Origin of the sequence: Hyphomicrobium denitrificans ATCC 51888, assembly GCF_000143145.1 — a bacterium.
Taxonomy (GTDB): Bacteria; Pseudomonadota; Alphaproteobacteria; order Rhizobiales; family Hyphomicrobiaceae; genus Hyphomicrobium_B; species Hyphomicrobium_B denitrificans.
Window position 1 is genome coordinate 2,410,798 of the sequence record NC_014313.1, and the last position, 23,068, is coordinate 2,433,865.

The 23,068-nt window shown below is 61.2% G+C and carries 24 protein-coding genes; 10 read left to right on the plus strand and 14 right to left on the minus strand.

What is annotated here, in order from left to right; all coding sequences use genetic code 11:
* Window positions 1–4 precede the first annotated feature (4 nt).
* Genes HDEN_RS11615 through HDEN_RS11645 form a run of 7 tightly spaced genes read right to left on the minus strand, consistent with a single transcriptional unit; the run spans window position 5 to window position 7,278 of the window.
* The gene (locus HDEN_RS11615; protein ID WP_013216309.1) at window positions 5–466 is read right to left on the minus strand and encodes an SUF system Fe-S cluster assembly protein; all 462 of its coding nucleotides are present in this window, start codon (window positions 464–466) and stop codon (window positions 5–7) included.
* A 12-nt stretch (window positions 467–478) separates the two neighbouring features.
* Entirely contained in the window at window positions 479–1,762 is a 1,284-nt protein-coding gene (locus HDEN_RS11620; RefSeq protein WP_013216310.1) for a cysteine desulfurase, read from the minus strand.
* Between the two features lie 8 nt (window positions 1,763–1,770).
* A complete protein-coding gene (sufD, locus tag HDEN_RS11625) occupies window positions 1,771–3,105 on the minus strand; it encodes a Fe-S cluster assembly protein SufD (protein WP_013216311.1) in 1,335 nt (444 codons plus the stop codon).
* A gap of 1 nt (window position 3,106) precedes the next feature.
* Window positions 3,107–3,862, minus strand: a complete 756-nt coding sequence (sufC, locus tag HDEN_RS11630) for a Fe-S cluster assembly ATPase SufC (protein WP_013216312.1) — start codon at window positions 3,860–3,862, stop codon at window positions 3,107–3,109.
* A 55-nt stretch (window positions 3,863–3,917) separates the two neighbouring features.
* Window positions 3,918–4,178, minus strand: coding sequence for a hypothetical protein (locus HDEN_RS11635; protein ID WP_013216313.1), 261 nt, complete (start codon window positions 4,176–4,178; stop codon window positions 3,918–3,920).
* 3 nt (window positions 4,179–4,181) lie between these two features.
* Window positions 4,182–5,651 carry a Fe-S cluster assembly protein SufB gene (gene sufB / locus HDEN_RS11640; protein ID WP_013216314.1) on the minus strand — a complete coding sequence of 490 codons (1,470 nt, stop codon included), beginning with the start codon at window positions 5,649–5,651 and terminating at the stop codon, window positions 4,182–4,184.
* Window positions 5,652–5,706: 55 nt separating this feature from the next.
* Window positions 5,707–7,278: an aminotransferase class V-fold PLP-dependent enzyme gene (locus HDEN_RS11645; RefSeq protein ID WP_013216315.1), complete on the minus strand. Its 1,572-nt coding sequence runs from the start codon at window positions 7,276–7,278 to the stop codon at window positions 5,707–5,709.
* A gap of 266 nt (window positions 7,279–7,544) precedes the next feature.
* Here HDEN_RS11645 and HDEN_RS11650 point away from each other — a divergent pair, with 266 nt between their 5' ends.
* Window positions 7,545–8,330, plus strand: a complete 786-nt coding sequence (locus HDEN_RS11650) for an alpha/beta hydrolase (protein WP_013216316.1) — start codon at window positions 7,545–7,547, stop codon at window positions 8,328–8,330.
* A gap of 27 nt (window positions 8,331–8,357) precedes the next feature.
* Here the strand turns inward: HDEN_RS11650 and HDEN_RS11655 are convergent, their stop codons facing one another.
* Window positions 8,358–9,497, minus strand: coding sequence for an anhydro-N-acetylmuramic acid kinase (locus HDEN_RS11655; protein ID WP_013216317.1), 1,140 nt, complete (start codon window positions 9,495–9,497; stop codon window positions 8,358–8,360).
* Between the two features lie 57 nt (window positions 9,498–9,554).
* Between HDEN_RS11655 and tyrS the strand changes: the two genes are divergently transcribed.
* On the plus strand, window positions 9,555–10,811 hold the full coding sequence (tyrS, locus tag HDEN_RS11660) for a tyrosine--tRNA ligase (RefSeq protein WP_013216318.1): 1,257 nt from the start codon (window positions 9,555–9,557) through the stop codon (window positions 10,809–10,811).
* Window positions 10,812–10,833: 22 nt separating this feature from the next.
* Here tyrS and HDEN_RS11665 read toward each other — a convergent pair whose 3' ends face one another.
* The gene (locus tag HDEN_RS11665; RefSeq protein WP_041921650.1) at window positions 10,834–14,649 is read right to left on the minus strand and encodes a YhdP family protein; all 3,816 of its coding nucleotides are present in this window, start codon (window positions 14,647–14,649) and stop codon (window positions 10,834–10,836) included.
* A 166-nt stretch (window positions 14,650–14,815) separates the two neighbouring features.
* Between HDEN_RS11665 and HDEN_RS11670 the strand changes: the two genes are divergently transcribed.
* On the plus strand, window positions 14,816–15,283 hold the full coding sequence (locus HDEN_RS11670; RefSeq protein WP_013216320.1) for a peroxiredoxin: 468 nt from the start codon (window positions 14,816–14,818) through the stop codon (window positions 15,281–15,283).
* Between the two features lie 207 nt (window positions 15,284–15,490).
* Window positions 15,491–16,009 (plus strand): bactofilin family protein, encoded by a 519-nt coding sequence (locus HDEN_RS11675; protein ID WP_013216321.1) that lies wholly within the window; start codon window positions 15,491–15,493, stop codon window positions 16,007–16,009.
* A 73-nt stretch (window positions 16,010–16,082) separates the two neighbouring features.
* On the opposite strand, the gene HDEN_RS11680 is transcribed toward HDEN_RS11675, so the two are convergent.
* From HDEN_RS11680 to HDEN_RS11690, 3 genes are all read right to left on the minus strand, one after another.
* The gene (locus HDEN_RS11680; protein ID WP_013216322.1) at window positions 16,083–16,619 is read right to left on the minus strand and encodes a GNAT family N-acetyltransferase; all 537 of its coding nucleotides are present in this window, start codon (window positions 16,617–16,619) and stop codon (window positions 16,083–16,085) included.
* Window positions 16,620–16,670: 51 nt separating this feature from the next.
* Window positions 16,671–17,084: a hypothetical protein gene (locus HDEN_RS11685; RefSeq protein WP_013216323.1), complete on the minus strand. Its 414-nt coding sequence runs from the start codon at window positions 17,082–17,084 to the stop codon at window positions 16,671–16,673.
* Between the two features lie 131 nt (window positions 17,085–17,215).
* On the minus strand, window positions 17,216–17,860 hold the full coding sequence (locus tag HDEN_RS11690; protein ID WP_013216324.1) for a MarC family protein: 645 nt from the start codon (window positions 17,858–17,860) through the stop codon (window positions 17,216–17,218).
* A 158-nt stretch (window positions 17,861–18,018) separates the two neighbouring features.
* Between HDEN_RS11690 and HDEN_RS11695 the strand changes: the two genes are divergently transcribed.
* From HDEN_RS11695 to HDEN_RS11710, 4 genes are all read left to right on the plus strand, one after another.
* Window positions 18,019–18,306, plus strand: coding sequence for an usg protein (locus HDEN_RS11695; protein WP_013216325.1), 288 nt, complete (start codon window positions 18,019–18,021; stop codon window positions 18,304–18,306).
* Between the two features lie 124 nt (window positions 18,307–18,430).
* Entirely contained in the window at window positions 18,431–19,117 is a 687-nt protein-coding gene (locus HDEN_RS11700; protein ID WP_013216326.1) for an RNA polymerase sigma factor, read from the plus strand.
* 84 nt (window positions 19,118–19,201) lie between these two features.
* Entirely contained in the window at window positions 19,202–19,726 is a 525-nt protein-coding gene (locus HDEN_RS11705; protein ID WP_013216327.1) for a DUF4142 domain-containing protein, read from the plus strand.
* A 10-nt stretch (window positions 19,727–19,736) separates the two neighbouring features.
* A complete protein-coding gene (locus tag HDEN_RS11710) occupies window positions 19,737–20,066 on the plus strand; it encodes a cupredoxin domain-containing protein (protein WP_013216328.1) in 330 nt (109 codons plus the stop codon).
* Window positions 20,067–20,088: 22 nt separating this feature from the next.
* Here the strand turns inward: HDEN_RS11710 and HDEN_RS11715 are convergent, their stop codons facing one another.
* A complete protein-coding gene (locus HDEN_RS11715) occupies window positions 20,089–21,045 on the minus strand; it encodes a DUF4118 domain-containing protein (RefSeq protein ID WP_245256627.1) in 957 nt (318 codons plus the stop codon).
* Between the two features lie 134 nt (window positions 21,046–21,179).
* Here HDEN_RS11715 and HDEN_RS11720 point away from each other — a divergent pair, with 134 nt between their 5' ends.
* A complete protein-coding gene (locus HDEN_RS11720; protein ID WP_150103254.1) occupies window positions 21,180–21,809 on the plus strand; it encodes a hypothetical protein in 630 nt (209 codons plus the stop codon).
* 276 nt (window positions 21,810–22,085) lie between these two features.
* Complete coding sequence (locus HDEN_RS11725; protein ID WP_013216331.1) at window positions 22,086–22,295, plus strand: cold-shock protein; 210 nt, start codon at window positions 22,086–22,088, stop codon at window positions 22,293–22,295.
* Window positions 22,296–22,362: 67 nt separating this feature from the next.
* On the opposite strand, the gene HDEN_RS11730 is transcribed toward HDEN_RS11725, so the two are convergent.
* Window positions 22,363–22,965, minus strand: coding sequence for a DUF1285 domain-containing protein (locus HDEN_RS11730; protein ID WP_013216332.1), 603 nt, complete (start codon window positions 22,963–22,965; stop codon window positions 22,363–22,365).
* Between the last annotated feature and the right edge of the window lie 103 nt (window positions 22,966–23,068).

The window sequence follows — 23,068 nt, forward strand, 5'->3', positions numbered from 1 at the left end:
TACATCAGAACATGCCGATCGCAAGACGGGCTTCGTCCGACATGCGGCTCTGATCCCAGGGCGGGGTGAACACGATGTTGACCTTCGTGTGGGCGACGCCCGGGACGGCGCTGACGGCGTTTTCGACCCAGACCGGCATTTCGCCCGCGACCGGACAGCCGGGCGCGGTGAGCGTCATATCGATGACGACGTTGCGATCATCGTCGATCTCAACCTTGTAGATCAGCCCCAGCTCGTAGATGTCGGCCGGAATTTCAGGATCGTAAACGGTCTTCAGCGCGGCGACGATATCGTTTGTCAGACGATCGATTTCTTCCGCCGACAAGGCCGACGATGTGCTTGGCGCAGGCGCTTCCGCGCTTGCTGTCGCGTTGCCGTCGACTGACGGCGCGACGACTGGCGTGTCCAACACGTCAACGGCGGTCTTCAAAGCTTCGCGCTCATCTGTCATTTGCTTCCCGTCCATTTTGGAAGCTCCTTAAGTAAAGAGATCATGAGCCTTGGTGAGCGCTGTCACGAGCGCGTCAGCCTCGGCTTTGGTGTTGTACAATGCGAACGAGGCACGGCAGGTTGCCGTCACGCCCAAACGTTCCATCAGCGGCTGCGCGCAATGGTGCCCCGCGCGGATCGCGACGCCCGAACGATCGATGATCGTCGAAACGTCGTGCGGATGCAGGCCGTCGATCGTAAACGAGAAGATCGCGCCTTTGCCGGGCGCCGTGCCGTAAAGCTTCAACCACGGAAGCTCGCCTAACCGTTCGGCGGCGTAGGCGCCGAGTTCAGCTTCGTAACGCGCGATGCGGTCGCGACCGATCTGCATCATGTAGTTCAGCGCCGCGTTCAAACCTACGGCTTCGACGATCGCGGGCGTTCCGGCTTCAAAGCGATGCGGCGGCTTCGCGTAGGTGATGCGATCGACGGAGACGTGCTCGATCATATCGCCGCCGCCTTCGTAGGGCGGCATCGATTCCAGATGCTCGCGCTTGGCGTAGAGCACGCCGATGCCCGACGGCCCGTAGGTCTTGTGGCCCGTGAAGACGTAGAAATCGCAATCGAGGTCGCGCACGTCGACGGTCATGTGCACAGCCGACTGGCTGCCGTCGATCAGAACCGGCACGCCCTTGGCGTGAGCGATGCGCACGATCTCCTTCACCGGGTTGATCGTGCCGAGAACGTTCGACATATGCGTGACGGCGACGAGCTTCGTGCGCTTGGTGATCAGCTGATCCAGCTTGTCGACGAGCAGCTCGCCGCGATCGGTCATCGGCGCCCATTTCAGCACCGCGCCGTTGCGCTCGCGCAGAAAATGCCACGGCACGATATTGGCGTGATGCTCCATGATCGTGATGACGATCTCGTCGCCCTCGGCGATGCGCGGCTCGCCGAAAGAGCGCGCGACGAGATTGATCGCGCCGGTCGCGTTGCGAGTGAAAATGATCTCGTCCGAATGTTCGGCATTGAGAAAGCGGCGCGCCGTCTCGCGTGCCGTCTCGTAATGATCGGTCGCGACGTTCGAGAGATGGTGCAGGCCGCGATGCACGTTCGCGTATTCGAAGCGATAGGCATAGTCCATCGCTTCTATGACGGAGCGCGGCTTCTGAGCCGATGCGCCGTTGTCGAGATAGACGAGCGGGCGGTCGTGGACCTCGCGAAACAGGATCGGGAAGTCGGCGCGAATAAGCTCCACGTCGTAAGGCGCGGCGGTGAGGCCCGATTGCGACGCGGCGCTGCGCACAGCGGCAACTTTCGTTTCACTTCCCATCCAAAATCCTATCCGCGTGCCGCGTTTGAAAGCCAATTGACCGCAAACGCCATCAACGCCGTGTGAAGCTCCGGATTTTCGACCTTGTCGATCGCTTCGCCGATGAAGGACTCGATCATCAACGCGCGCGCCTCAGCTTCCGGAATACCGCGCGACCGGCAATAAAAGAGCAGGTCGGGATCAAGCTCGGCGGATGTCGTGCCGTGACCGCAGACGACGTCGTCGGCGAAGATTTCAAGCTCCGGCTTCGAGTCGAATTCGGCATCCTCCGACAGCATCAGCGCCTGAGCCATTTGCTTGCCGTCGGTCTTCTGGGCATCCGGCCGAACGATGATCTTGCCCTGGAACACGCCGCGACCATGATCGTCGAGCACGCCCTTGAACAGCTCGCGGCTCTCGCAGTTGGGCACGGCATGATCGACGACGAGCGTGGTGTCGACGTGCTCGTGCGCGCGGGCCATGTAGGCGCCGGACAAATCGAGCTTGCCGCGTTCACCGGCGTAGCGGACGTTGATCTCGTTGCGCGCCAGCCCGAGGCCGGACGAAAACTGGAAGCCGCGATACGTTGCATCGGCGCCAAGCACCACGTCCCAATCGGCGAGATGAAGGCATTTGCCGTCATCGACCGCGACCTTGGCATGATGCAGGGTCGCGCCTTTTCCGACGCTGACTTCGGTGAGCGCGTTGCTTTGGGATTCAATTGCGGAACCTGGAAGCACGACGTGCGCTTCGATGATCGTTGCTGTGGCAGCGTCACCGATCGAGACGAAGTTGCGAACGGTCACGGTCTGTTTGGCACTTCCGGCCCGCACGAACACGACGAGCAGCGGCTTCGCCAAGGTCGCCTTGTCCGCGACGCGCACGATGGCGCCGTCGGTCATGAAGGCCGCATTGAGCGCTGCGATCGCGCCGTTGGCGTCCGACTTCGTCAGCGCGTCGGCAACATTGGTCGGCGCGGACGAAAGCGTTTTTCCGAGCGTCGTCACTTCGAGGCCCGAGGCATCCCTCAAGTCATCGAGTTCCGCACGGTGATGGCCGTTGACGAAGGCGATACGATGCGCATCGACGTGGGCAAGCGGCCCGAGCGCGACGATCAATTCGGCGATCGTCAGCGGGGTTTCATCGTGGATGGCCGGCGGCAGCACGTCCTTCAGATTGCCGCGCAGATCCGTGTACTTCCATTCCTCAATGCGCCGGTGCGGCAGGCCGAGAGACCCGAATGCACCGATGGCTTCAGCACGCCGCGCCTTGACCGCAGCGCTTCCCGGCAACTTGGCGGCGGACGCTTCGAAAGCCTCCGTCAGCGCCTGCTCGGCCTTTGTTTTCATCAATGCCACGTTCATGTCACGCTGCCTTGCCGGTGAAGTCCGCGTATCCCGATTTCTCGAGTTCGAGCGCGAGTTCCTTGCCGCCTGTTTTCTGAATGCGGCCGTCGGCCAAGACGTGAACCTTGTCGGGGACGATGTAGTTCAAGAGGCGCTGATAGTGCGTGATGACGAGGAACGCACGATCCTTGTCGCGAAGCGCGTTGACGCCTTCGGCGACGACACGCAGTGCGTCGATGTCGAGGCCGGAATCGGTTTCATCCAGCACGCAGAGCGTCGGCTCAAGCAACGCCATCTGCAAAATCTCGGAACGCTTCTTCTCGCCGCCCGAGAAGCCGACGTTGACGGGGCGCTTCAGCATGTTGACGTCGATGTTGAGCTTTTCGCCCTTTTCCTTGACGATCTTCATGAAGGCGGGCGTCGTCAGCTCGGCTTCGCCGCGCTTCTTTCTCACCGCGTTCATCGCCGTGCGGAGGAACGTCAGGCCGGCGACGCCGGGGATTTCCATCGGATACTGAAATGCCAGGAAGACGCCTTTCGCGGCGCGCTCGTCGGGTTGCATTTCCAAAATGGACTCACCATTCCAGAGAATGTCGCCGTCGGTGACTTCGTATCCCGCACGGCCTGCGAGCACATATGCGAGCGTCGATTTTCCGGAGCCGTTCGGGCCCATGATCGCATGGACTTCGCCCTTCGGAACCGTCAGCGAAAGTCCCTTCAGGATCACGCGATCTTCGTCTTCGAGCTTTACGTGCAGGTTTTTAATTTCAAGCATCCGACTTCTCTCTCAACTCGTATTCAAATGTTATGTGCGACGGCCGTTTTGCGGACTAATCCTTGCCCCAACGCCATCGCCATTCGCCTTCCGTTTTCGAATGTGCAAACCAAGTAAATCCGGCGACGAGCGCGGCCAGAAGCACAGCGCCGAGGATGATACGATCGAGCGACTCCCGACCACTTGCCGACAGTAAAAAACCTCCTGCAATTGCGGCGATCACAGCTGCAAATGCGAGCGTCGACGCCCATCCCTTCCAGTTGATTGGGGTGGCGCCATATCCATATGTTTTCGGCCTGAACCAGTATTCAGACATGGCTTAACCAACGCTCCCTTCGAGCGAGATGCCGATCAGCTTTTGCGTCTCTGCCATGAACTCCATCGGCAAGTGCTGCAGGACGTCGCGAACGAAACCGTTGACGACGAGCGCAACCGCTTCTTCCTGCGAGAGGCCGCGCTGCTGGCAATAGAACAGCATGTCGTCGGAAATCTTCGACGTCGTCGCCTCGTGTTCGAAATGCGCGCTCGAGTTCTTGGCTTCGATGTAAGGCACGGTGTGCGCGCCGCACTTGTCGCCGATCAGAAGCGAGTCGCAGTTCGTGAAGTTGCGAACGCCGGTCGCCTTGCGATGCGCCGAGACGAGACCGCGATACGTGTTCTGCGAATATCCGGCCGCGATGCCCTTCGAGATGATGCGGCTCGACGAGTTCTTGCCGAGGTGGATCATCTTGGTGCCGCTGTCGACCTGCTGATAGCCGTTCGAAACGGCGATCGAGTAGAACTCGCCGCGCGAATGGTCGCCGCGCAGAATGCAGCTCGGATACTTCCAGGTGATCGCGGAGCCGGTTTCGACCTGCGTCCAGGAGATCTTCGAATGATGGCCGCGGCAGTCGCCGCGCTTGGTCACGAAGTTATAGATGCCGCCCTTGCCCTGGGCGTCTCCCGGATACCAGTTCTGCACGGTCGAATATTTGATCTCGGCATCGTCCAAAGCGACGAGCTCGACGACGGCTGCGTGCAGCTGATTTTCATCGCGCGTCGGCGCGGTGCAGCCTTCGAGGTAGGAGACGTACGAACCCTTATCCGCGATGATCAGCGTGCGCTCGAACTGGCCCGTCTGCTTTTCGTTGATGCGGAAGTAGGTGGACAGCTCCATCGGGCAGCGCACGCCTTCGGGCACGTAGACGAACGAGCCGTCCGAGAACACCGCCGAGTTCAGTGCCGCATAGAAGTTGTCCGACTGCGGCACGACCGAGCCCAGGTACTTCTTCACAAGCTCGGGATGCTCGCGCACCGCTTCCGAAATCGGGCAGAAGATGACGCCGGCTTTCGCCAGCTCTTCCTTGAACGTCGTGACGATCGACACGCTGTCGAACACGGCATCGACCGCGACGCGCGACGACGACACGCCCGCGAGGATTTCCTGCTCCTTCAGCGGAATGCCGAGTTTTTTGTAAGTCTCGAGCAACTCGGGATCGACTTCTTCGAGGCTCTTCGGGCCTTCGGTCGATTTCGGTGCGGAATAGTAATAGAGGTCCTGGAAATCGATCTTGGGGTAATGCACCCGCGCCCACGTCGGCTCGGTCATCGCTTTCCAGCGCTGGAACGCCTCGAGACGCCAGTTCAAAAGCCACTCGGGCTCGCCCTTCTTGGCCGAGATGTAGCGCACGGTCGTTTCATCAAGACCCTTCGGAGCTTTGATGCTCTCGATCTTGGTTTCAAAACCGTACTTGTACTGGTCGACGTCGATCTTCTTGACTTGATCAATCGTCTCCTGAACAGCAGCCATTTCTCGTCTCTCTTTCAACAATGCCGCAAGCGCGGCCCTTCAACCAAATTGTTCCTCAAGCGGCGATTGCCTGCGAGCCGGCAATCGCTTGCCAGGCCGCGACAAACGCCGCGATGTCGTCTTTCGTCGTTTCGCGCCCAAGACTGATGCGGATCGTTCCGGACGCGATTTCGGGGCCGAGTCCCATCGCTTCGAGCACATGGCTGGCGCCGACTTTGCCAGACGAACAGGCCGAGCCCGCGCTGACTGCGACGCCTGCCAGATCGAGGCGGATCACCAAGGTCTCCGCCAGCTTTCCCGGCAGCGCGACCGCGATGGTGTTGCCGATGCGCGGCGACGCTTCTCCGATAATCTCGGCGCGCGGGCTGATCGCACGAATGTGCGCTTCGAGATCGTCGCGCAATGATTCAATCGCCGCCATGCTGCGAAGTTCAGCATGCGCGGCTTCGGCCGCGGCGCCAAAGCCAGCGATCGCCGCGACGTTCTCCGTCCCAGCGCGACGGCGGCGTTCCTGGCCTCCACCGCGCAGCATCGGCACGAGATCAAGATGGTCACGAATGATCAAAGCGCCAATGCCTTTCGGGCCGCCAAGCTTGTGCGCCGAGATCGCCATCGTATCGAGCCCGAGGGAGGCAAAGTCCACCGGCACGCGGCCTGCCGCCTGCACCGCATCGGAATGCATGAGAATGCCATGCGCGCGCGCGAATTCGGCGACTTCACCGACCGGCTGAATGACGCCGGTTTCGTTGTTCGCCATTTGCAGCGCGATGACGGCCGGACGAGGCACGCCATGCTTCAATACGTACTCAGCGATCTGTTCGACGCACACAATGCCGTTGCGGCCGGTCGCAAGTTCAAGGACGTTGCACTTTGCCGCGCGCGCCGGAGCAAGAACCGAGTCGTGCTCGATGCCGTTCGTCAGGATCGTTTGCCACGGCTGCGCCATGACCCAGGCGTTCGCCTCCGATGCGCCGCTGGTGAAAACGACTTCGGACGGCTTCGCGCCGACGAGACGGGCAACGCTCTCGCGCGCCGATTCCACGACGCCTCTCGCGCGACGGCCTTCCATGTGAACAGAGGACGGATTTCCAACGACGTCGAGTGCTTCGATCATCGCCACCTTCGCTTCCGAGCACAGCGGCGCGGTCGCGTTGTAGTCGAGATACGCGCGCATCGGGGGCGCAGGCGACTCCGTGGCGGTCGCCGCCGCTTTCACGGCGAATTCTCCGCCCGGCAAAACGTCGGCGAGACTGACGGATTCCAGAAACTCCGACGTTGCCCTGCTCAGCGCGCTCCACAAACCGTGCGTCAGGCAGGGCGTCCCAACCGAGCAGCGCGGATCGTTGTCGGTGCAGCGCGTGAAGTGCGTGACTTCCTCGACGGCGGCCATCACGGCCGCAATGGAAATTTCTTCGGGCTTCTTCGAGAGGCGATAGCCGCCGGCGCGTCCGCGCGCGCTTTCAACCAGACCGGATCGGCGAAGCGGGACGAAAAGCTGTTCGAGATAGGAAAGCGGGAGATGCTGGCGTTCCGCCACTGACGAAAGCGGAACAGCAGTTCGATCGGCGTGGGCAGCGAGATCTGCCATCGCCATGACCGCGTACCGGCCTTTGGTCGTCAGTTCCACATTCGTCTCCGGACTAGAGCCGCCTCAAGTGGCGGCGAAATCCTTGCCTTGCGTCCGATACCCCCGACTGTGCTAAGACAGCCGCCTTGACTTGCGGCTTGAACGTTAACAAAGCTAGGAAGTGTTTCGAACCGTTCTAAACTTATGGAAATCCTGAGTGCAGAAGTCAAGGTTCAAGAATCAGAGCCACGAGGATTTGAACGCCACCTCGTGTCCGAGCGCCCAGTCGGCCTGATCCCGATCACCACAAACCGAGAAGTTTTCCGATGCCCGAACTGATTATCAATGGTCCCGGCGGTCGCCTGGAGGCCCGTTATCATCACGAAGCCAGCAGCGACAGCCCGATCGCGCTCATCCTTCATCCGCACCCGCAGCTCGGCGGGACGATGAACAACCAGGTTGTTTATACGCTTTACCACACGTTCGCGGCGCGCGGCTTCTCGGTGCTGCGTTTCAATTTCCGCGGCGTCGGCCGGAGTCAGGGCGTGTGGGACAGCGGTCCCGGCGAGCTTGCGGACGCGGCGTCCGCGCTCGATTGGCTGCAGCTCGTCAAGCCCGACGCCAAAACCTGCTGGATCGCGGGCGTTTCGTTCGGAACGTGGATCGCGATGCAGCTTCTGATGCGGCGGCCGGAGATCGACGGCTTCATCTGCGTCGCGCCGCTCGCGAACCTTTATGATTTCAACTTCCTCGCCCCGTGTCCGTCGTCGGGCCTGCTCGTCAACGGCGAACACGATCGGGTTGTCCCGACGTCGTCGGTTGCGGAAATGTCGGTGAAGACGAAAGTCCAGCGCGGCATCAAGATCGCGCACGAGGTCATCCCCGGCGCCAACCATTTCTTCGAGAACAAGACTGAAGAACTGGGCGACGTTGTCGGCAAATATCTCGACGAGCGCATGATCCAATTCGAGCAGGATCGCGAACGCAACAAAGAACGCGAACGCGAACGTGAGCGCGAACGTCAGCGTCAGCGCGAGCTCGAGCGGATGGAAGCGCAGAGCGCGCCGGTTGCTAGCTCAGGCGGCACCGAGGACGACAGCGACGACGAATAAAGCGCTGCATTCAAGCATAATTCGTAATCAGGTCTTGCGTGCCGGCGATGGATCGGCACGCAGGCCGCCTGTCATTGGTGCGCGCACTCCGGTCGTGCCCGGAAATGTAATCGGCAGCCCTTTGGCTGATCGAACCGCGAGATAGCCCCAGGCCTCCGCCTCCAGGCTATCACCATCGATGCCAACAGCTTCGGCTGGGACGACGGCGTGCTGCACGCGTTCGGCCAGGAGCCGCATGATCGTGCGATTTCGCCGTCCGCCGCCCGCGACGATCCAAAGCTCCGGCTCTTCCGGCATATGCTCGCGCGATTTCGCAATGCTCTGCGCGGTGAACGCTGCGAGCGTCGCGGCGCCGTCGTCGGTCGACAGCATCTCTATGGCGCGCGTGGCGAAGGTGTTTCGGTCGAGGGACTTCGGCGACGGCCTGGCGAAAAACGTGTGGCTCAGCAGATCGCGAACGATTTCGTCGTCGGTTTTCCCGCGAGCCGCCGCTGCGCCGTCCTCGTCGAGTGAGAGTTTTGTCCGCCGTAGCATCCAGTCGTCGAGCAGCGCGTTTCCGGGGCCTGTATCGAACGCGATCAGCGCGCCATCCCGGCCGATCCAGGTGACGTTCGCGACGCCGCCGATATTGACGATGGCGAGCGGCCGCTGCGGAAGCTTGGCCGTCAACGCACGATGATAGACCGGGACAAGCGGCGCGCCCTGCCCACCCGCCGCGACATCGGCCGCACGAAGATCATAGATTACGGGGCAGCGCGTCGCGCCCGCCAGCAGCTCGCCGAGTCCAAGCTGGATCGTCAGTCCGTCGTCGGGGCGGTGCAGCACCGTCTGGCCGTGAAAGCCGATTACGTCGATGGACGCCGCCTCGATGCCGGATGCTCTCAAGAATTCGGCGACGGCGTCGGCGTGCCGCGTGGTGAGCGCGTGCTCGGCCTCCGACAGCGCAGCTGGGCGCTCACGTCGCGAGGTCAGGTTACCAGCTGCGGCGATCGCCGCGGCGAGAGTGCCTCGCATCCGCTCGTCATAGGGAAAAGTCTGCGCCGGGCCGCGTTTCGCGATGGTTTCGCCGTCCGTTTCGAGATAGGCGACGTCGATGCCGTCCAGCGACGTTCCGCTCATCAGGCCGATGGCGCGCATCACCTTGCCCATAACCACCTTCCCGTGCATGTTGCCGCCGCCTTGCCCCTGAGACGGGCGCAATCCGAACGAAAGCTCCGAGTTGCAATGCCGACACTGAAGTCCGAATTCCTGCAGATTATGACCGAGCGCGGTTTCATCCACCAGTGCTCAGATCTCGATGGCCTCGACAAAGCCGGCTCCGAGGGGCGCATCGTCGCCTATGCGGGCTATGACTGTACGGCGCCATCGCTGCACGTCGGACACCTGATCTCGATCATGATGCTGTCGTGGCTGCAAAAGACGGGCGGCAAGCCGATCGCGCTGATGGGTGGCGGCACGACGCGAGTCGGCGATCCGTCCGGCAAGGACGAGACGCGCCAGATCCGCACGGTCGAGGAGATCGACGCCAACAAGGAGAGCATCAAGCGCGTCTTCTCGAACTTCCTGACTTTCGGATCCGCCAAATCCGATGCGCTGATGGTCGACAACGCCGAGTGGCTCGCGCCGCTCAACTACATCGAATTCCTGCGCGACGTCGGACGGCATTTCTCCGTCAACCGCATGCTGACGATGGATAGCGCGAAGCTGCGCCTCGATCGCGAGCAGGAGCTGTCGTTCATCGAATTCAACTACATGCTGCTGCAGTCCTACGACTTCGTCGAACTCAATCGCCGCTATGGCTGCAATCTGCAGATGGGCGGCTCGGACCAGTGGGGCAACATCGTCACCGGCATCGATCTCGGCCGCAGAATGGGCGTCAAAGAGCAGCTTTTCGGATTGACGTGCCCGCTGCTGACGACGTCGTCGGGCGCCAAGATGGGCAAGACCGCTTCGGGCGCGGTGTGGCTCAACGAAGCGCAGCTTTCGGCCTACGATTACTGGCAGTTCTGGCGCAACACGGAAGACGCTGATGTGGCGCGCTTCCTGAAGCTGTTCACGATGCTGCCGCTCGACGAGATCGCGAGGCTTTCGAGCCTCGGCGGCGCGGAGATCAACGAAGCGAAGAAGACGCTCGCGACGGAAGCGACGGCGCTCGTGCACGGCCGCGAGAAGGCTGAGGCGGCGGCCGAGACGGCGCGCAAAACGTTCGAGCAGGGTGCGCTTGCGACCGACCTTCCGACGATCGAGATATCTTCGGCAGAGTTCGACGCGGGCCTCGGCGTGTTGACGGCGTTCGTCAAGGCCGGGCTCGTTGCGTCGAACAGCGAGGCGCGGCGGCAAATTCAAGGCGGCGGGCTCAAGATCAACGATGAGGCCGTGACGTCGGACAAGGCCGTAATCAAGGCGACCGATGCGGTGTCGAACGGCGTTATCAAGCTGTCGCTCGGCAAGAAGAAGCACGTGCTTCTGAAGCCGGTCTGATCTCAGCGCGACGCGTTAGCGACTATTGCGACGGCTGCGTCGTCGAAGACCAGCCGTCGATCGAGCCCGCCTGAGCTTCGGCGGGCTTTTTCGGCTTCGATTTGACTTTGTTCGCGCTGGCCCGTTTGGTTTTCTGGCCGGTCGAAGATTCATCAGGCGATGTCTGACGTATGCGCGCGGCCGTCGAGTCCTGAGGCACGCGGTCGTCGCCGCGGATCTGCACCTTCGGATCGGACGCCGTCATCTGGAACACTTCGCGGAAGATTCCAGGCGCGACCAGCGACAGTGGATTGACGATCACCTGCGGATTGGCGGTCGGGCCCTGGACCGCGAACGTAATGCCGAAAATGCCTTCGCCTTGTGTGCCGGAGATGATCTGGCCAAGCAGCGGAATGCCGCCGAGAGCGCCGTTCAATCCTTGCAGCGGAATATAGGTGCCGCCGAAATTGACGTGCCTGGTTTTGAAATCGACCTTGCCGCGCAGGTTGGCGCCCAGCAGCGGACCTTTGAGGTACGCTTCCTCAAGGACGAACTGACCGTAACCAACAGAGAATGGCGCGCGCATCCGATCGAACTCGAAGACTTCGCGCGTCACGTTGCGGCGTCCTTGAATCGCCGGCCGCCCCTGGTCGGCGCTGCTGACAACCTCGCTGACGATCGGGTCGCCGAGAATCTTGAAATCCTCGACCGCGAGAATTCCGGTTTTTTCCGCCGGTCCTGATCCGTCGAGATTGACGTCAAGGCGCAGGCGGCCGCCCTGCATGTTGGGATAGAAATTGACGAGCTTCAGCACCTGCCCGGCGTCGGAGGAATTGACTAACAGGCGGCGCGTTCCGGTACTCTTATCGACTTCGGCCGAAAGCGGCGCGCCACCGTCGAGTGTGCCTTTGGCGTCGAGCGCCGCGAGATTTCCGGCACGCGTTTCGATCTGCATTTTCAGGTTACGGAGCGAGACGTCGTAGCCCCCGATGACGTTTTCGATCTGGACGTTGACGCGCGCGCCTTTGGCGGCTACGGGCGCATTGCCTTTGCGATCGGGACCGTTACCGACGTTAAACAGCGAGCGGAAGAAGTTGCGGCCGTCAAAGGTCTTGCCCGACGCATCGATGGACCACATGTCGTCCTTGCCGCGCGATCCCTTGACGTCAAGTCGCGACACGACATTGAGCATCAGGTTCGGAAACTCGAACTGCTTGATCTTGTTGTCGGAGCCGACGACGATTTTTCCTTCGGCGGCGATGTCGTCACTTGAAATTTTGAAGCGCTGCAGCTCGGTGTCGTGGTTCGGGTTGCTGACGATTTCAGCATCGACCGAGGCGGTGCGCCCGGCCGCCTTGTGCCATTGCAGATGATCGAGCGTCATGTCTGCGTTGGTCAGGTCGGCATGAAGCTTGACGGCCAGCGGGCCATTGGCGGCGGGCTCGAGCAGGACTTCGATCGGGACGACGCCTTGCACGATGTCGTTGATATCGAGACCAAGCTGCGTGCGATCGGCGTCATCAAGCTTGGCCATGATCTTGATCGGCGGCTGCTGCCCCGCCTTCGGACCGAGCAGACGCTGGCCCGCGATCTTCGCCGGAACGCCATTGACGAGCAGGTCGCCTTTCGCATCGAGCGTCGTGTCGGTGAGATCGAGATTGAGCGTGAAGCCCTGGACATCGAACCTGCCCGCGACCTTGCCAAAGCGACCGTCGGTAATTCGCGCCTTGCCGCTGACGGAAATGTCGTCGCCCGAGACGTTCGGTATGAAGGGCACCTTGATGTCGAAGTGTGCATCGACCTTGCCTTCGCCGGCTTTCGGAAGCTTCGGAGCGTCGCGCAGGTTGCGGATCGGTAGCGACTGAACGGTTTCGAGGAAGGGCGCGAGATCGCCCGACGCCGTAAGGCTGATCTGGCCATTCGGCCGCTCCGCCATGACGTTGTCGGTCTGCACGCTGACGTCCTTGATCGCGAGCCGCTGGCCGTCCGCGAGCGTCGTTTCGGCGGCGGGCATCGCGATATCGAGGACGTTGTCCACGAGTTTCACCGACGCTTCCGGGATGGTAACCTCGGGCATCTCGGGCAGCGGCCGCAAGACCAGGTTCTTTGCACCGAAATTCGCCGTCACACGCTCAAGATCGGTCGACACGGTGACGGTGCCGGCGTCGACGCCGCCGACGTTGCCGTTGGTGAATCGCAACGTTCCGCCCTGGAAGTCGACGGCGGACATGTTCTTGCCGACCCACTCCCGGGTGCCGGTCGCCAACGCGCGGGGCCACAATGCTTTCAGCGTTTGCAGCGGCATCGGCGACGCCGAGAACTCCGCAGTCATACTTTGCCCGTCGGGACCCGCCTGCGTCGTGGCCTTGACTGTCGCGACGCCACCGCCGCCTGCGAGGCGGAACTCGTCGATATCGACCTGGCCGCGGCGCGGAATGATGGAGCCCTGCGCCGTCCAGCTGTCGATCGTCACAGGCGGCACGTTGAATTCGGGGGCTTCGAATACGCCATTCTTGCCGTCGAGCCCGAAGCGCCACTGCGGCGGCTCGTTCGCCTTTGCAACGTCCATCATCGCGCCGGAGAACATGATCGTTCCGTCGGCCCACTTGACCGGGCTCGGCTTCAAGTCCCAGCGCCGCTTCTTGCCGTCGTAGTCGAGCTTGAAAAGCCCGGCCGTCACATCCATCGGCTGCACGAGATAGGGCAATCGCGCGCGGCCCTTGCCGAATTCGAGCGCAAGGTCGCCGTTCTCGATTTCGCCCGAGCGCGTCAGCACAATGGTTGCATCGGCGGCCACGGGAAATTCGAACATGCCGAGGAGCGCGAGCGGCGGGGCCGCAGCGGCCAGCGTCGACGGTACGAGATCGCGGACGGTTGCTTTCACCTGCAGTTTATCGGCCGCCTCCCGCTCGTCCGTCAGGAACGAGATAGCCCACGGCCCCTGTTTCGATGCGACGAGCGCGCGGCCCGATATGAGGCTGCGCTGTCTCTGGTGGTTGAAGTCGACGCTGGCCTCATCGATGCGCCACGAGCTGCGCTGACCTTCATAGTCGACGACGACGGTTGCGTTCGAGAGGCCGAACTCGGTCAGATACGAGGTCGCGTCGAGGCGCTGACGCGCGCGATAGGACGAATCGCTCAACATCTTCGCGAGATTGAGCTGGTGGCCCGTGCGCACCGTTCGCACAGCGACGGTCGTGTTCGGCGCGACGGCGTCGTCTTGCTTGAGAGGCGTGGACGGGGCGCCTTGGTTAGGCACGCGGGCAGGCACGGGACGCGGCACGGCGCGTTCAAAGACGAAGCCGGACTCATCGGAATAGGCGAGCGCGATGATCGGATCGATCAATTCGATGCGTCGCGGGACGATGCGACCGCGCGTCAGCGCCGCGAGCGAGATGTTGACGGCGGCGAGCGGCGAGGAAAGGACGACGTCGCCGCCTTTTTCGAGGACGCTCACGTCGCGCAGGCGAAATTCCAGCTCACCGGAGGCGCCCAGGCGCAACTCCGCGCCGTCGATCCTGACCGAGCTTGCCGCCAGTTCCGCGTTGATGCCGCGCTCGATCGGGGCGACGACGAAATCGAAGCCGATCGGACCATGCCTGAGCCTCACGTACAGAACGCCGACGCCGATTGCCACCAGTAGAACCAGCGGCATCACGACATAGAACATCATGCGGCAGCAGCGGAAAAACCTCCGCAGACCGCGCATCATTACGGCCTCGTCAGGATCATTCTCATCATGCGATATCGCGACGCTACGCTCCGGCGAGGTCGTCGCACCGGGCCGGCTCGTGTAGTGCGCAGTCTGATCGGCGCCGCGTCCCTCAACGGGACGCCCGCCACTTACGGATTTCGCCAACGCCGCTCCTCACACCCCCGCGGACGGCAACACCAACGACTGACTGATCCGCGCCTTCCGGCGAACGGACAGACCTAGGTACCCGACAAGCTACAAAATGCTGGTTTCCATTCGTACGCGATGGCACGTACAGATGTAAAAGCGACAAAAGAAAGGCACTTTCAAGATGCTTCAAGACGGTGAGAACGCTCCCGACTTTTCGCTGCCTGACGACGCCGGTTCGGTCGTGCGTCTGTCGAAGCTCAAGGGGCGTCCGGTGGTCGTTTATTTCTATCCCAAGGACGACACCTCGGGCTGCACGCAGGAGGCCAAGGATTTCTCGTGCCTCGCGGATCAATTCGCCAAGGCGGGCGCTGACGTCGTCGGCATTTCTCCCGACAGCTCGGCGAGCCACAAGAAATTCAAAACCAAATACGACCTGCCGCTGCGGCTCCTCGCGGACGAAAACAAGGATGCCGCCAACGCTTACGGCGTGTGGGTCGAAAAAAGCATGTATGGCCGCAAATACATGGGCGTCGAACGCTCGACATTTTTGATCGATTCCAAAGGCAAGATCGTCCGAAGTTGGCGCAAGGTGAAAATCCCGGGCCATGCCGAGGATGTGCTGGCTGCGGTCAAGGCGTTAGCCAAATGAGCAGAAAGTGCGCAGTTCGGGCCGTTCGTTGATCTTCTGCCACAGTGTGCGCCCAGGATTGTAGGGGCTGCTTATAATCCTGGGGATTGTCGGTGCATTAGTTGTGGCTACCGGCTGAACCGGAGCGATGAAGGTGCTAACCGAATCACATGTGCTCGCGCGCCGGGCACCGCTTGTTGCTTAAGTTGTGTGAGGGGATGATTTCCGATGTTGCCGAACTTTCGCCGCTCAGAGACGGACACGCCGAAGCTGCAAACGGTGGCGGCGACGTCTGAAGTTCCTCCCGCCCCCTCATTTCAGCCGCGCCCGTTTCTGACGGTGCCGCAGGCCGAACCCGCCAAATCCGTTTCGGTCATCGGCCGCGATCTGACGATCGCCGGCAACCTCATCTGCAAAGGTGAAGTGCAGGTCGATGGTATCGTCGAAGGCGATATCGAAGGCAGCCATGTCGTCGTCGGCGAAGGCGCGACCGTGACGGGCAGCATTTCGGCGGAGGAAGTGGTCGTTCGCGGACACGTCGTCGGCTCTGTTCACAGCAAGCGCGTGATGCTGCAAACGACGAGTGAGGTCGAAGGCGATATCTTCCATCAATCGCTGTCGATCGAACAAGGCGCAATGTTCGAGGGCAAGTCACGGCGGACCAATGAAGATCCGCGGACGCTTCTGAAAAAGTCCGAGCCGATCGGCTTCTCGCTGCCGCCCCGGCTTCCGGAACTGACCAACTAAGCGCACAGATTTCAATCCCTAGCGTCGTGCAACTCTCCGGCCGTCTTTTTTGGAATTCGACGGCCGGACGCTTTCAGCCCAACGCGCGCCCCAGACAGACGAGCGCATCTGCAGCTCCGCCGCGCGCAACTTCGCAAAACCCATTACGATTGTAGAAGCGAACATTCGCTGAAGCCGCGCTCGTGATGACGTGGACGCCGGACGCGCCTGCACGCTGTGCATCAGCGATGAACGCGTCGATCAACCGTCCGCCAATGCCGGAGCCGCGATGGGCGGGCGCGACGTTCACGTGAAGATGCGCGGGATAGCGCTGCGTCGCATCGCGGAACGCCGTGATAGCGGCGTCCTGAACTTTGCTGGATGCGGGGTCTTCTATGGCGCCGACGAGATACCCCGCAACATCGCCCGCCGCCGTTATCGCCAGATAGGCGAACTGCGGATCGTCCCGAAGGTAGCGCCCGAGCCAGCGCTCGCGGAAAGCCGTCCGCGCGGCTTCGCTTTCGAACGATTTCGTATTGCTCGCTTCGAAAAAGATCGTGTCGATCGCAGCGTCGAGTTCAGACGTTCTCGAGACATCAAGATAGCGGACGATGGCAATGCGCGTGGACATAAGCGCCCGCATATCACGGCGAAGATCGGTTCGCGATGCCTTCCGCTCGCCTTACTCGGTGGCGTAGCCGGCCATCGCAAGCTGACGGCGGAACGCGGGAGGCAGGTCGGCCGGGATCGCAGCCTGCGCGGGCAACGGTGCGGCTGCCGATTTGTCGACCGGCTTTCTCTCGATCGCCGCCGGGTTCGGCCCGCCGTAGTTGCGGCTATAGGGCTCGGATGGATCGTCAGGCAACTGACGGATATTGGCCGACGGCGGCGCCTGCGAGGGCAAGCCGTCGTCTTCCATTTCGGTCGCCGCCGATGCTTGGCGGACGTATGAGACGTTGGCCGGCGCGCCCGAATAGTACGCGTTATTGTCCGTGGCGCATCCGGCCTCGCCTAAAGCTGCCGCTGCAATAAGCAGCGGCACGATCGCCGCACGAGCGACTCCAGCCGGCGACCGGCCCGCAGCAAACGCATACATTTTCACGCTTTCAACGCTACAAGAACGCAACTAAACCGAATTCATTGTCCCGGATTGAAACATTGATGCGTTAAAGAGGCGCTAACGGGCATTCAAAAGCCGCCGATCGCAGCGGTTTTTCAGGGTGCTGCCTACGGAATTCCCTGTCCGGGAATGAGGCCGGAATCCTTGATGCCGTTGAACAGCGCCTGCACGGCGAGGGCGGCAAGCAGAATTCCGAACACGCGTATGAGAACGCGTTGCGCGGTGATCCCCATCACGCGGTTCAGCTCTTGCGCGAGAAGCAACAGCGCAAGCGTCGCGATCATCACGCACGCGAGCGATGCAACGACGATCGCCAAGCCGAACGGTTCGTCACTCGCGTTCGCAGTCAGCAGAATTCCGGCGCTCATCGCACCCGGCCCTGCGAGCAACGGCGTCGCGAGCGGAAACACGGCGACATCCTCGCGCGTCTGCGCTTCGGCGCCTTCGGGCGGTGTCAGTTTGATCGCACCGCCTGGCCGCGCGAAGATCATGTCGATGGCGATCATCAGCAGGATGATGCCGCCCGCCGTCTGCAAGGCTGCCACGGAAACGCCGAGCTGCGCGAGGATCGGACCTCCGAGCACGGTGAAGAACGCGAGGATCGCGGACGCGATCAGTGTCGCGCGAATGGCGATCGCCTGACGTTCCGCACGTGGCATCTTCGGTGTCAGCGTCGCGAACAGGACCGCAGCCTCGACCGGTCCGATCGTGGCGAAGAACGTCGTCAAACTTTTCAGAGCGGTCTCGAGCATCTTGCAAACATTCAAATCGCGGGCGGATTGAGCACTCGTCTGTGTGCTTTGCTAATAAGCTTAGCGCTTTGTCATTCGTCTGGACATTGAACGAATCTCAACTGATCATCGTTATTCCGGGGAGGGCGCCAATCACTCTTATCGAAGGGAGATTGCCAGTGACCAACAAGGACGTTTCCAATGTCGGCGGCCTCAAGGCTCAGCTTGCTGGGTTCAGCCTGACGACTGCCGAAATACTCTATCGTCTTCCGGATCATCCATCGCTCCTACAGAGCTATATCTGGCAAGAATACGATCTTGCCCCGCGCTTCCCGAAGCTCAAATCGTTTCTCGATTTCTGGACCGCGACGCTCGATGGTAAACTTTTCAAGGTGACCGTCGCACACTCCGAGCTCATCCGTCCCGCGGAAGTCCGGCTGATCGGCGCCGAATTGCGTGTTCACTGAGATCGCAGATTTCCGGCGCGCAACGCTCACGGCAATCCGTTAAGGATCGGCGTGCGCGCGTCCCAGGAACCTTTTACGGAAGCGCGCATCCAATAGGCTCGGCGCTTCGGAAAGGAATGCGGGCATGGGTCAGTCGGTGCTGAACAGCACACAGCGATCGGCGGAAGCCGATCTCGTTCGGCGCGCGTCGCAGCGAGATGAGGCGGCGATCCGCGCGATTATCCAGGAGCATAACCGACGTCTTTATCGCGTCGCACGCAGCATCGTCCGCGATGACAGCGAAGCCGAAGACGTGCTGCAGGAGGCCTACTTCCGTGCCTTTTCGGCGATTTCCGATTTTCGCGGAGAATCGAGCCTGACAACGTGGCTGACGCGCATCGTTCTGAACGAAGCCTTGCAACGTGCGCGACGGCGCGTTGATCAGCCTGCGTCGCACTTCGATCTGCCGCCGGAACGGATCGCTGACATCATTCCCTTTCCTCTCTCTGGACAAACGATCGTGGACCCTGAGCGCGCCACTTCGCAGCATGAAATCTGCCGTCTTCTGGAGAGGGCGATCGATGAACTCCCGGAAGAATTCCGAACCGTTCTCATTGCGCGTGCCATCGAAGGGCTGAGCATCGACGAGACGGCGGAGCTTTACGGCATCAAGCCCGAGACGGTGAAAACGCGCCTGCACAGGGCACGCAATCTTCTCAAGTCGTCGCTCGAAGAACATATCGGCTCGTTCTTCAGCGATGTCTTTCCGTTCGACGGTAAACGATGCGAGCGTTTGACGAATGCCGTCGTGTCGCGCTTGAGCCAACGCTGATCATCGGGAACGTTTCGCGCGCACGGCCATCCAATCCTTCGTGAGACAGAGAGCCCCGAGGGCTCGCAACACGGAGGCAATTCAATGCGTCATTTCCCGACGAGTTTCGCCGTAGCAGTCACGCTCTCGGCGCTGGCGTTACCGGCATTCGCTGCCGATCAGCCGAGTGATCCGCAGATCGCGCACATCGCCTATACGGCGGGCGACATCGATGTGAAGGCCGGTCAGCTCGCGCTTGAAAAATCGCAGAACAAAGCCGTTCGCGCCTTCGCGAGCGACATGGTTCGCGATCACAAGGCGGTCAATGACAAGGCGCTGGCTTTGGTCAAGAAGCTCAACGTCACGCCGGAAGACAACGGTACGAGCAAAGCTCTTTCCGATCAGGCCGCGCAAAAGCACGACGAGTTGAGCAAGCTGTCCGGCGCCGCGTTCGACAAAGCCTACGTCGAGAATGAAGTTGCCTTTCACAAGACCGTCGACGGCGCGCTCGAAACGACGCTGATCCCGTCATCGTCAAACAGCGAGTTGAAGGGACTTCTGCAAACGGGCCTCAAGATTTTCCAGGGCCATCTCGCGCATGCCGAGCATCTTGCCAGCACTCTCAAGTAGGACGTCTCCGATGCGAACCGCATTTCAGTGCGCCGCCCTGCTCCTGGCGCTGCAGATCGTGAGCGCTCGCGTCGGGAACGCGGGCGAGGTCGTCCAAGTCAAAATCACCGGCCTCGCCTTCTCGCCTGCCGAGATCACGATCAGGGAGGGCGATACGATCGAGTGGGTGAACGGCGACTTCATCGACCACACCGCAACCGCCGACGACGGCTCGTGGGATGTCGTGGTTGGCGAAAGCCGATCGGCGCGGTTGCGCTTCGATCATGCCGGGACAACGAAATATTTCTGCCGTTTCCATCCGGACATGACAGGGACGGTGCACGTCGTCGCTGGCCGGTAAGGCTGTTCCGGGACCGCGTTTCTCATTTGGACGGCTTAACCGGAATCGTGACGACGACAGCGGTGCCGGGAGAGCGTGGCTCGATCTCAATCTTGCTTCCGAGCTGCGCCGCCAGCATCTGGATCAGCCGGCTCCCTGTCCCGGCGTGGGCGGCATCGGCCGTGGTTCCGATGCCGTTGTCGGTGATCGTCAACGTGTACGTATCGCCGGCGCGGATAAAGCGCACGGAAATCGCGCCGGGACGGTCGTCGGGAAAGGCATGCTTGGTCGCGTTCGTCACGCATTCGTTGACGATCAACCCTAAAGGCACCGCCTTCTCGATGCTGATCAAATGGCTTTCCGCTTCGCTTTGCAGGGCGATGGGGCGCGACGCCAGGCGGGATAGCCGAAGGTCATCACACAGTTCGCCAATATAGGATTTGGTATCGACGACGACGCGATGATTATGGATCTGAAAACGGCGGTGGACGCGGGCAATCGCCTGGACGCGGTCGGCTGCCGAGATCATCGCATCGCGCGCGACACCGTCCACCGAACGCGCTTGCATATTCAGAAGCGTTACGACGTTTGCGAGATCATTACGCGTCCGATGCGAAAGTTCCTCAAGCAACACCTCGCGATCGCGGACTGCCGCCTGCACGCGCTGATGCTCTATCGCCAGGTCGACCAGGCCGACATGCAGGGCTTCCACGACGAAAGCCATGGCGAACCCGAGAGCGATGAAAAGCGCGAGCGCAATCAGATCGTCGCCGTCAGCCACGACCAACGAGCCGATCGGCGGCTGCATAAAATAATCGACGACCGTCGCGCTCAGAATGGTGGCGAGAAAGCCGTTGCCGCGATCGAAAATCGCGCCGCATGCAAAAATTACCGGGAGGAAGATCAGGTAAGGATAGCGTTGCGTGTCGTGACTGGTGTGCGTCCACGCCCACATCACCGCGAGAACGGTGCACACGGTGATTAGGTAGCGAATTGCCACCGGTATTTGTCGGGCTGTGAGGGTGACGGATTGAAGACCGCCGATCCATCCGCGCATATGGCAACAACGCGTATGAAGCCCGCGCGGTTCACGACAGGCATTGCAAAACTTTCCCGAAAATCCGACTGCGTTCGATGCCGTCGATACGCGCACGCGTAATCACATTCGCGTTAGATTTCAGCATTTTATCTTGTATCGTCTTGATCATCGCGCGCGGCCAGCCAAACATGGCAGCAACACTGCGATGGAGAAATCATATGCGCGTTATTTCGTGGGCGGCACCGATGGTTCTGGCGGCGCTCAGCGTGTCGCCGGCGATGGCAAATCCGCAAGCGTTCGAAGACAACAAGGTCCACCTCAAGACCTGCGATGGCAATCACGTGACGGTTCGTTGGCTCGGCGACGATTTCAAGGTTGCCCTGTTCGGCAAGGCAACGGGCGCGGCACAAGGTTCGTTCGAATTCCTCGGCTGGGACGGCAATTGTCAGAAGGCGAAGTGGAATACAGCCGATGCGGCCTTTGCCGTCGGAAATGGCGATTCGGCACGACCATCGCCGTTTCTGAAATATGTGGCGGAAGACGATGCCAAATGGATTGGGGTGCGCAATGGCGACGGGTTTTTCGTTACGCGCGTTGCCAAAGCCGGCGAAAATGTCTCGAATACCCGCCTGGCGGAGCTTGCGGACTGGCTGAAGCGCACCAGCCCGGAATTCACGCCGGGAGCGGCGCTCGCGAAACAATTGTCAATCGCTGCCAGCGATTGAGGCACCCGATTTCGGGCGTCGTCTAGGGTGACATGGCGGTTTTTCCGGCAGGCGGGCGTTTCGGCGTGCCGGAATTATGACCGTTTGCGCGGTACCCCGTATCTTCGCTTGCAACCGGAGGTGTTTTTTTCCATACTGCGCGCGATCGAGCTTCGCTGGATGACTTGGCCCTCGCTGCGAAGTGCGCGCCTGAACTGGACTTCCAAAAAATCTCGACCGTCTTGCCCAGCATCCGCCGGGCCAGAGCGCATGTTTGTTGAACAAGGATTTTTATTTATGCAGACAGGAACCGTGAAATGGTTCAACAGCCAAAAGGGCTTCGGCTTCATCCAGCCGGATGGCGGCGGCAATGATGTGTTCGTTCACATCAGCGCAGTCGAACGCGCCGGGCTGAACGGTCTCAATGAAGGACAGAAGATCTCCTTCGAAATCGTGGCTGATCGCCGTAGCGGCAAATCATCCGCCGACAATCTTCGTCCCGTCTGATCGCTAGATCGACGCGAGATTACGAGATTACGAGATCCGCGCCTGCTCCGGCAGTCGCGGGTTTTGTTTATTTGCGCGTGACGGCGCTTGAGGCTCCGGCGCTGAGCGGCCACCAGACACCGCCGCTCCATACGCCAACGGCTTCCACGTCCTCATCGTTCGCCTCGGCAAGCGCGACAAGTTCCATGTAGACGGCGCGCGTGCAGAGCGCTTCGAGCCGGCCGCGCACAAGCACATAAGGTTTCAGTCCGCTATCGGGTTCGCTCTCTTGGAAGCGAAGCGGATGAGCGGCATCGACCGTGACGACATCGTCGACATTGGTGCGGAAGGTCAAAGCCTGATCGCGGCCTTCACCTGAAGCCGCCAACTCGACGGCAAGAAACGGCGCGTCCTCGACATCGACATCGATTTTCTCGGCCGGCGTTACGAGATAGGTTTTGCCGTCGTCGTCTTTTCTCAGAATACTCGCGAAGAGCTTGACCAGCGCGATGCGGCCGATCGGGCTGCCTTGGTAAAGCCAAACGCCGTCACGGCGAATGCTCATTCCGATACTGCCGCAGTAGGGCGGGTTCCATTTGTCGACGGGTCGCGCGCCCGCCTCGCCGCTTTCTTTCGCCGCGCGAAGCAATGCATCCAGTCCTTGAGACGGCGAAGCGAACGTCTCCGTCATGGCGGCAAACTCATGAGTTTCATCCGATATCTGCCGCGCGGCGCAAGGCTGCCGAATTGCTACCTTATCCTAACGTAACATTCACTTGACCCTAGGAGGACCG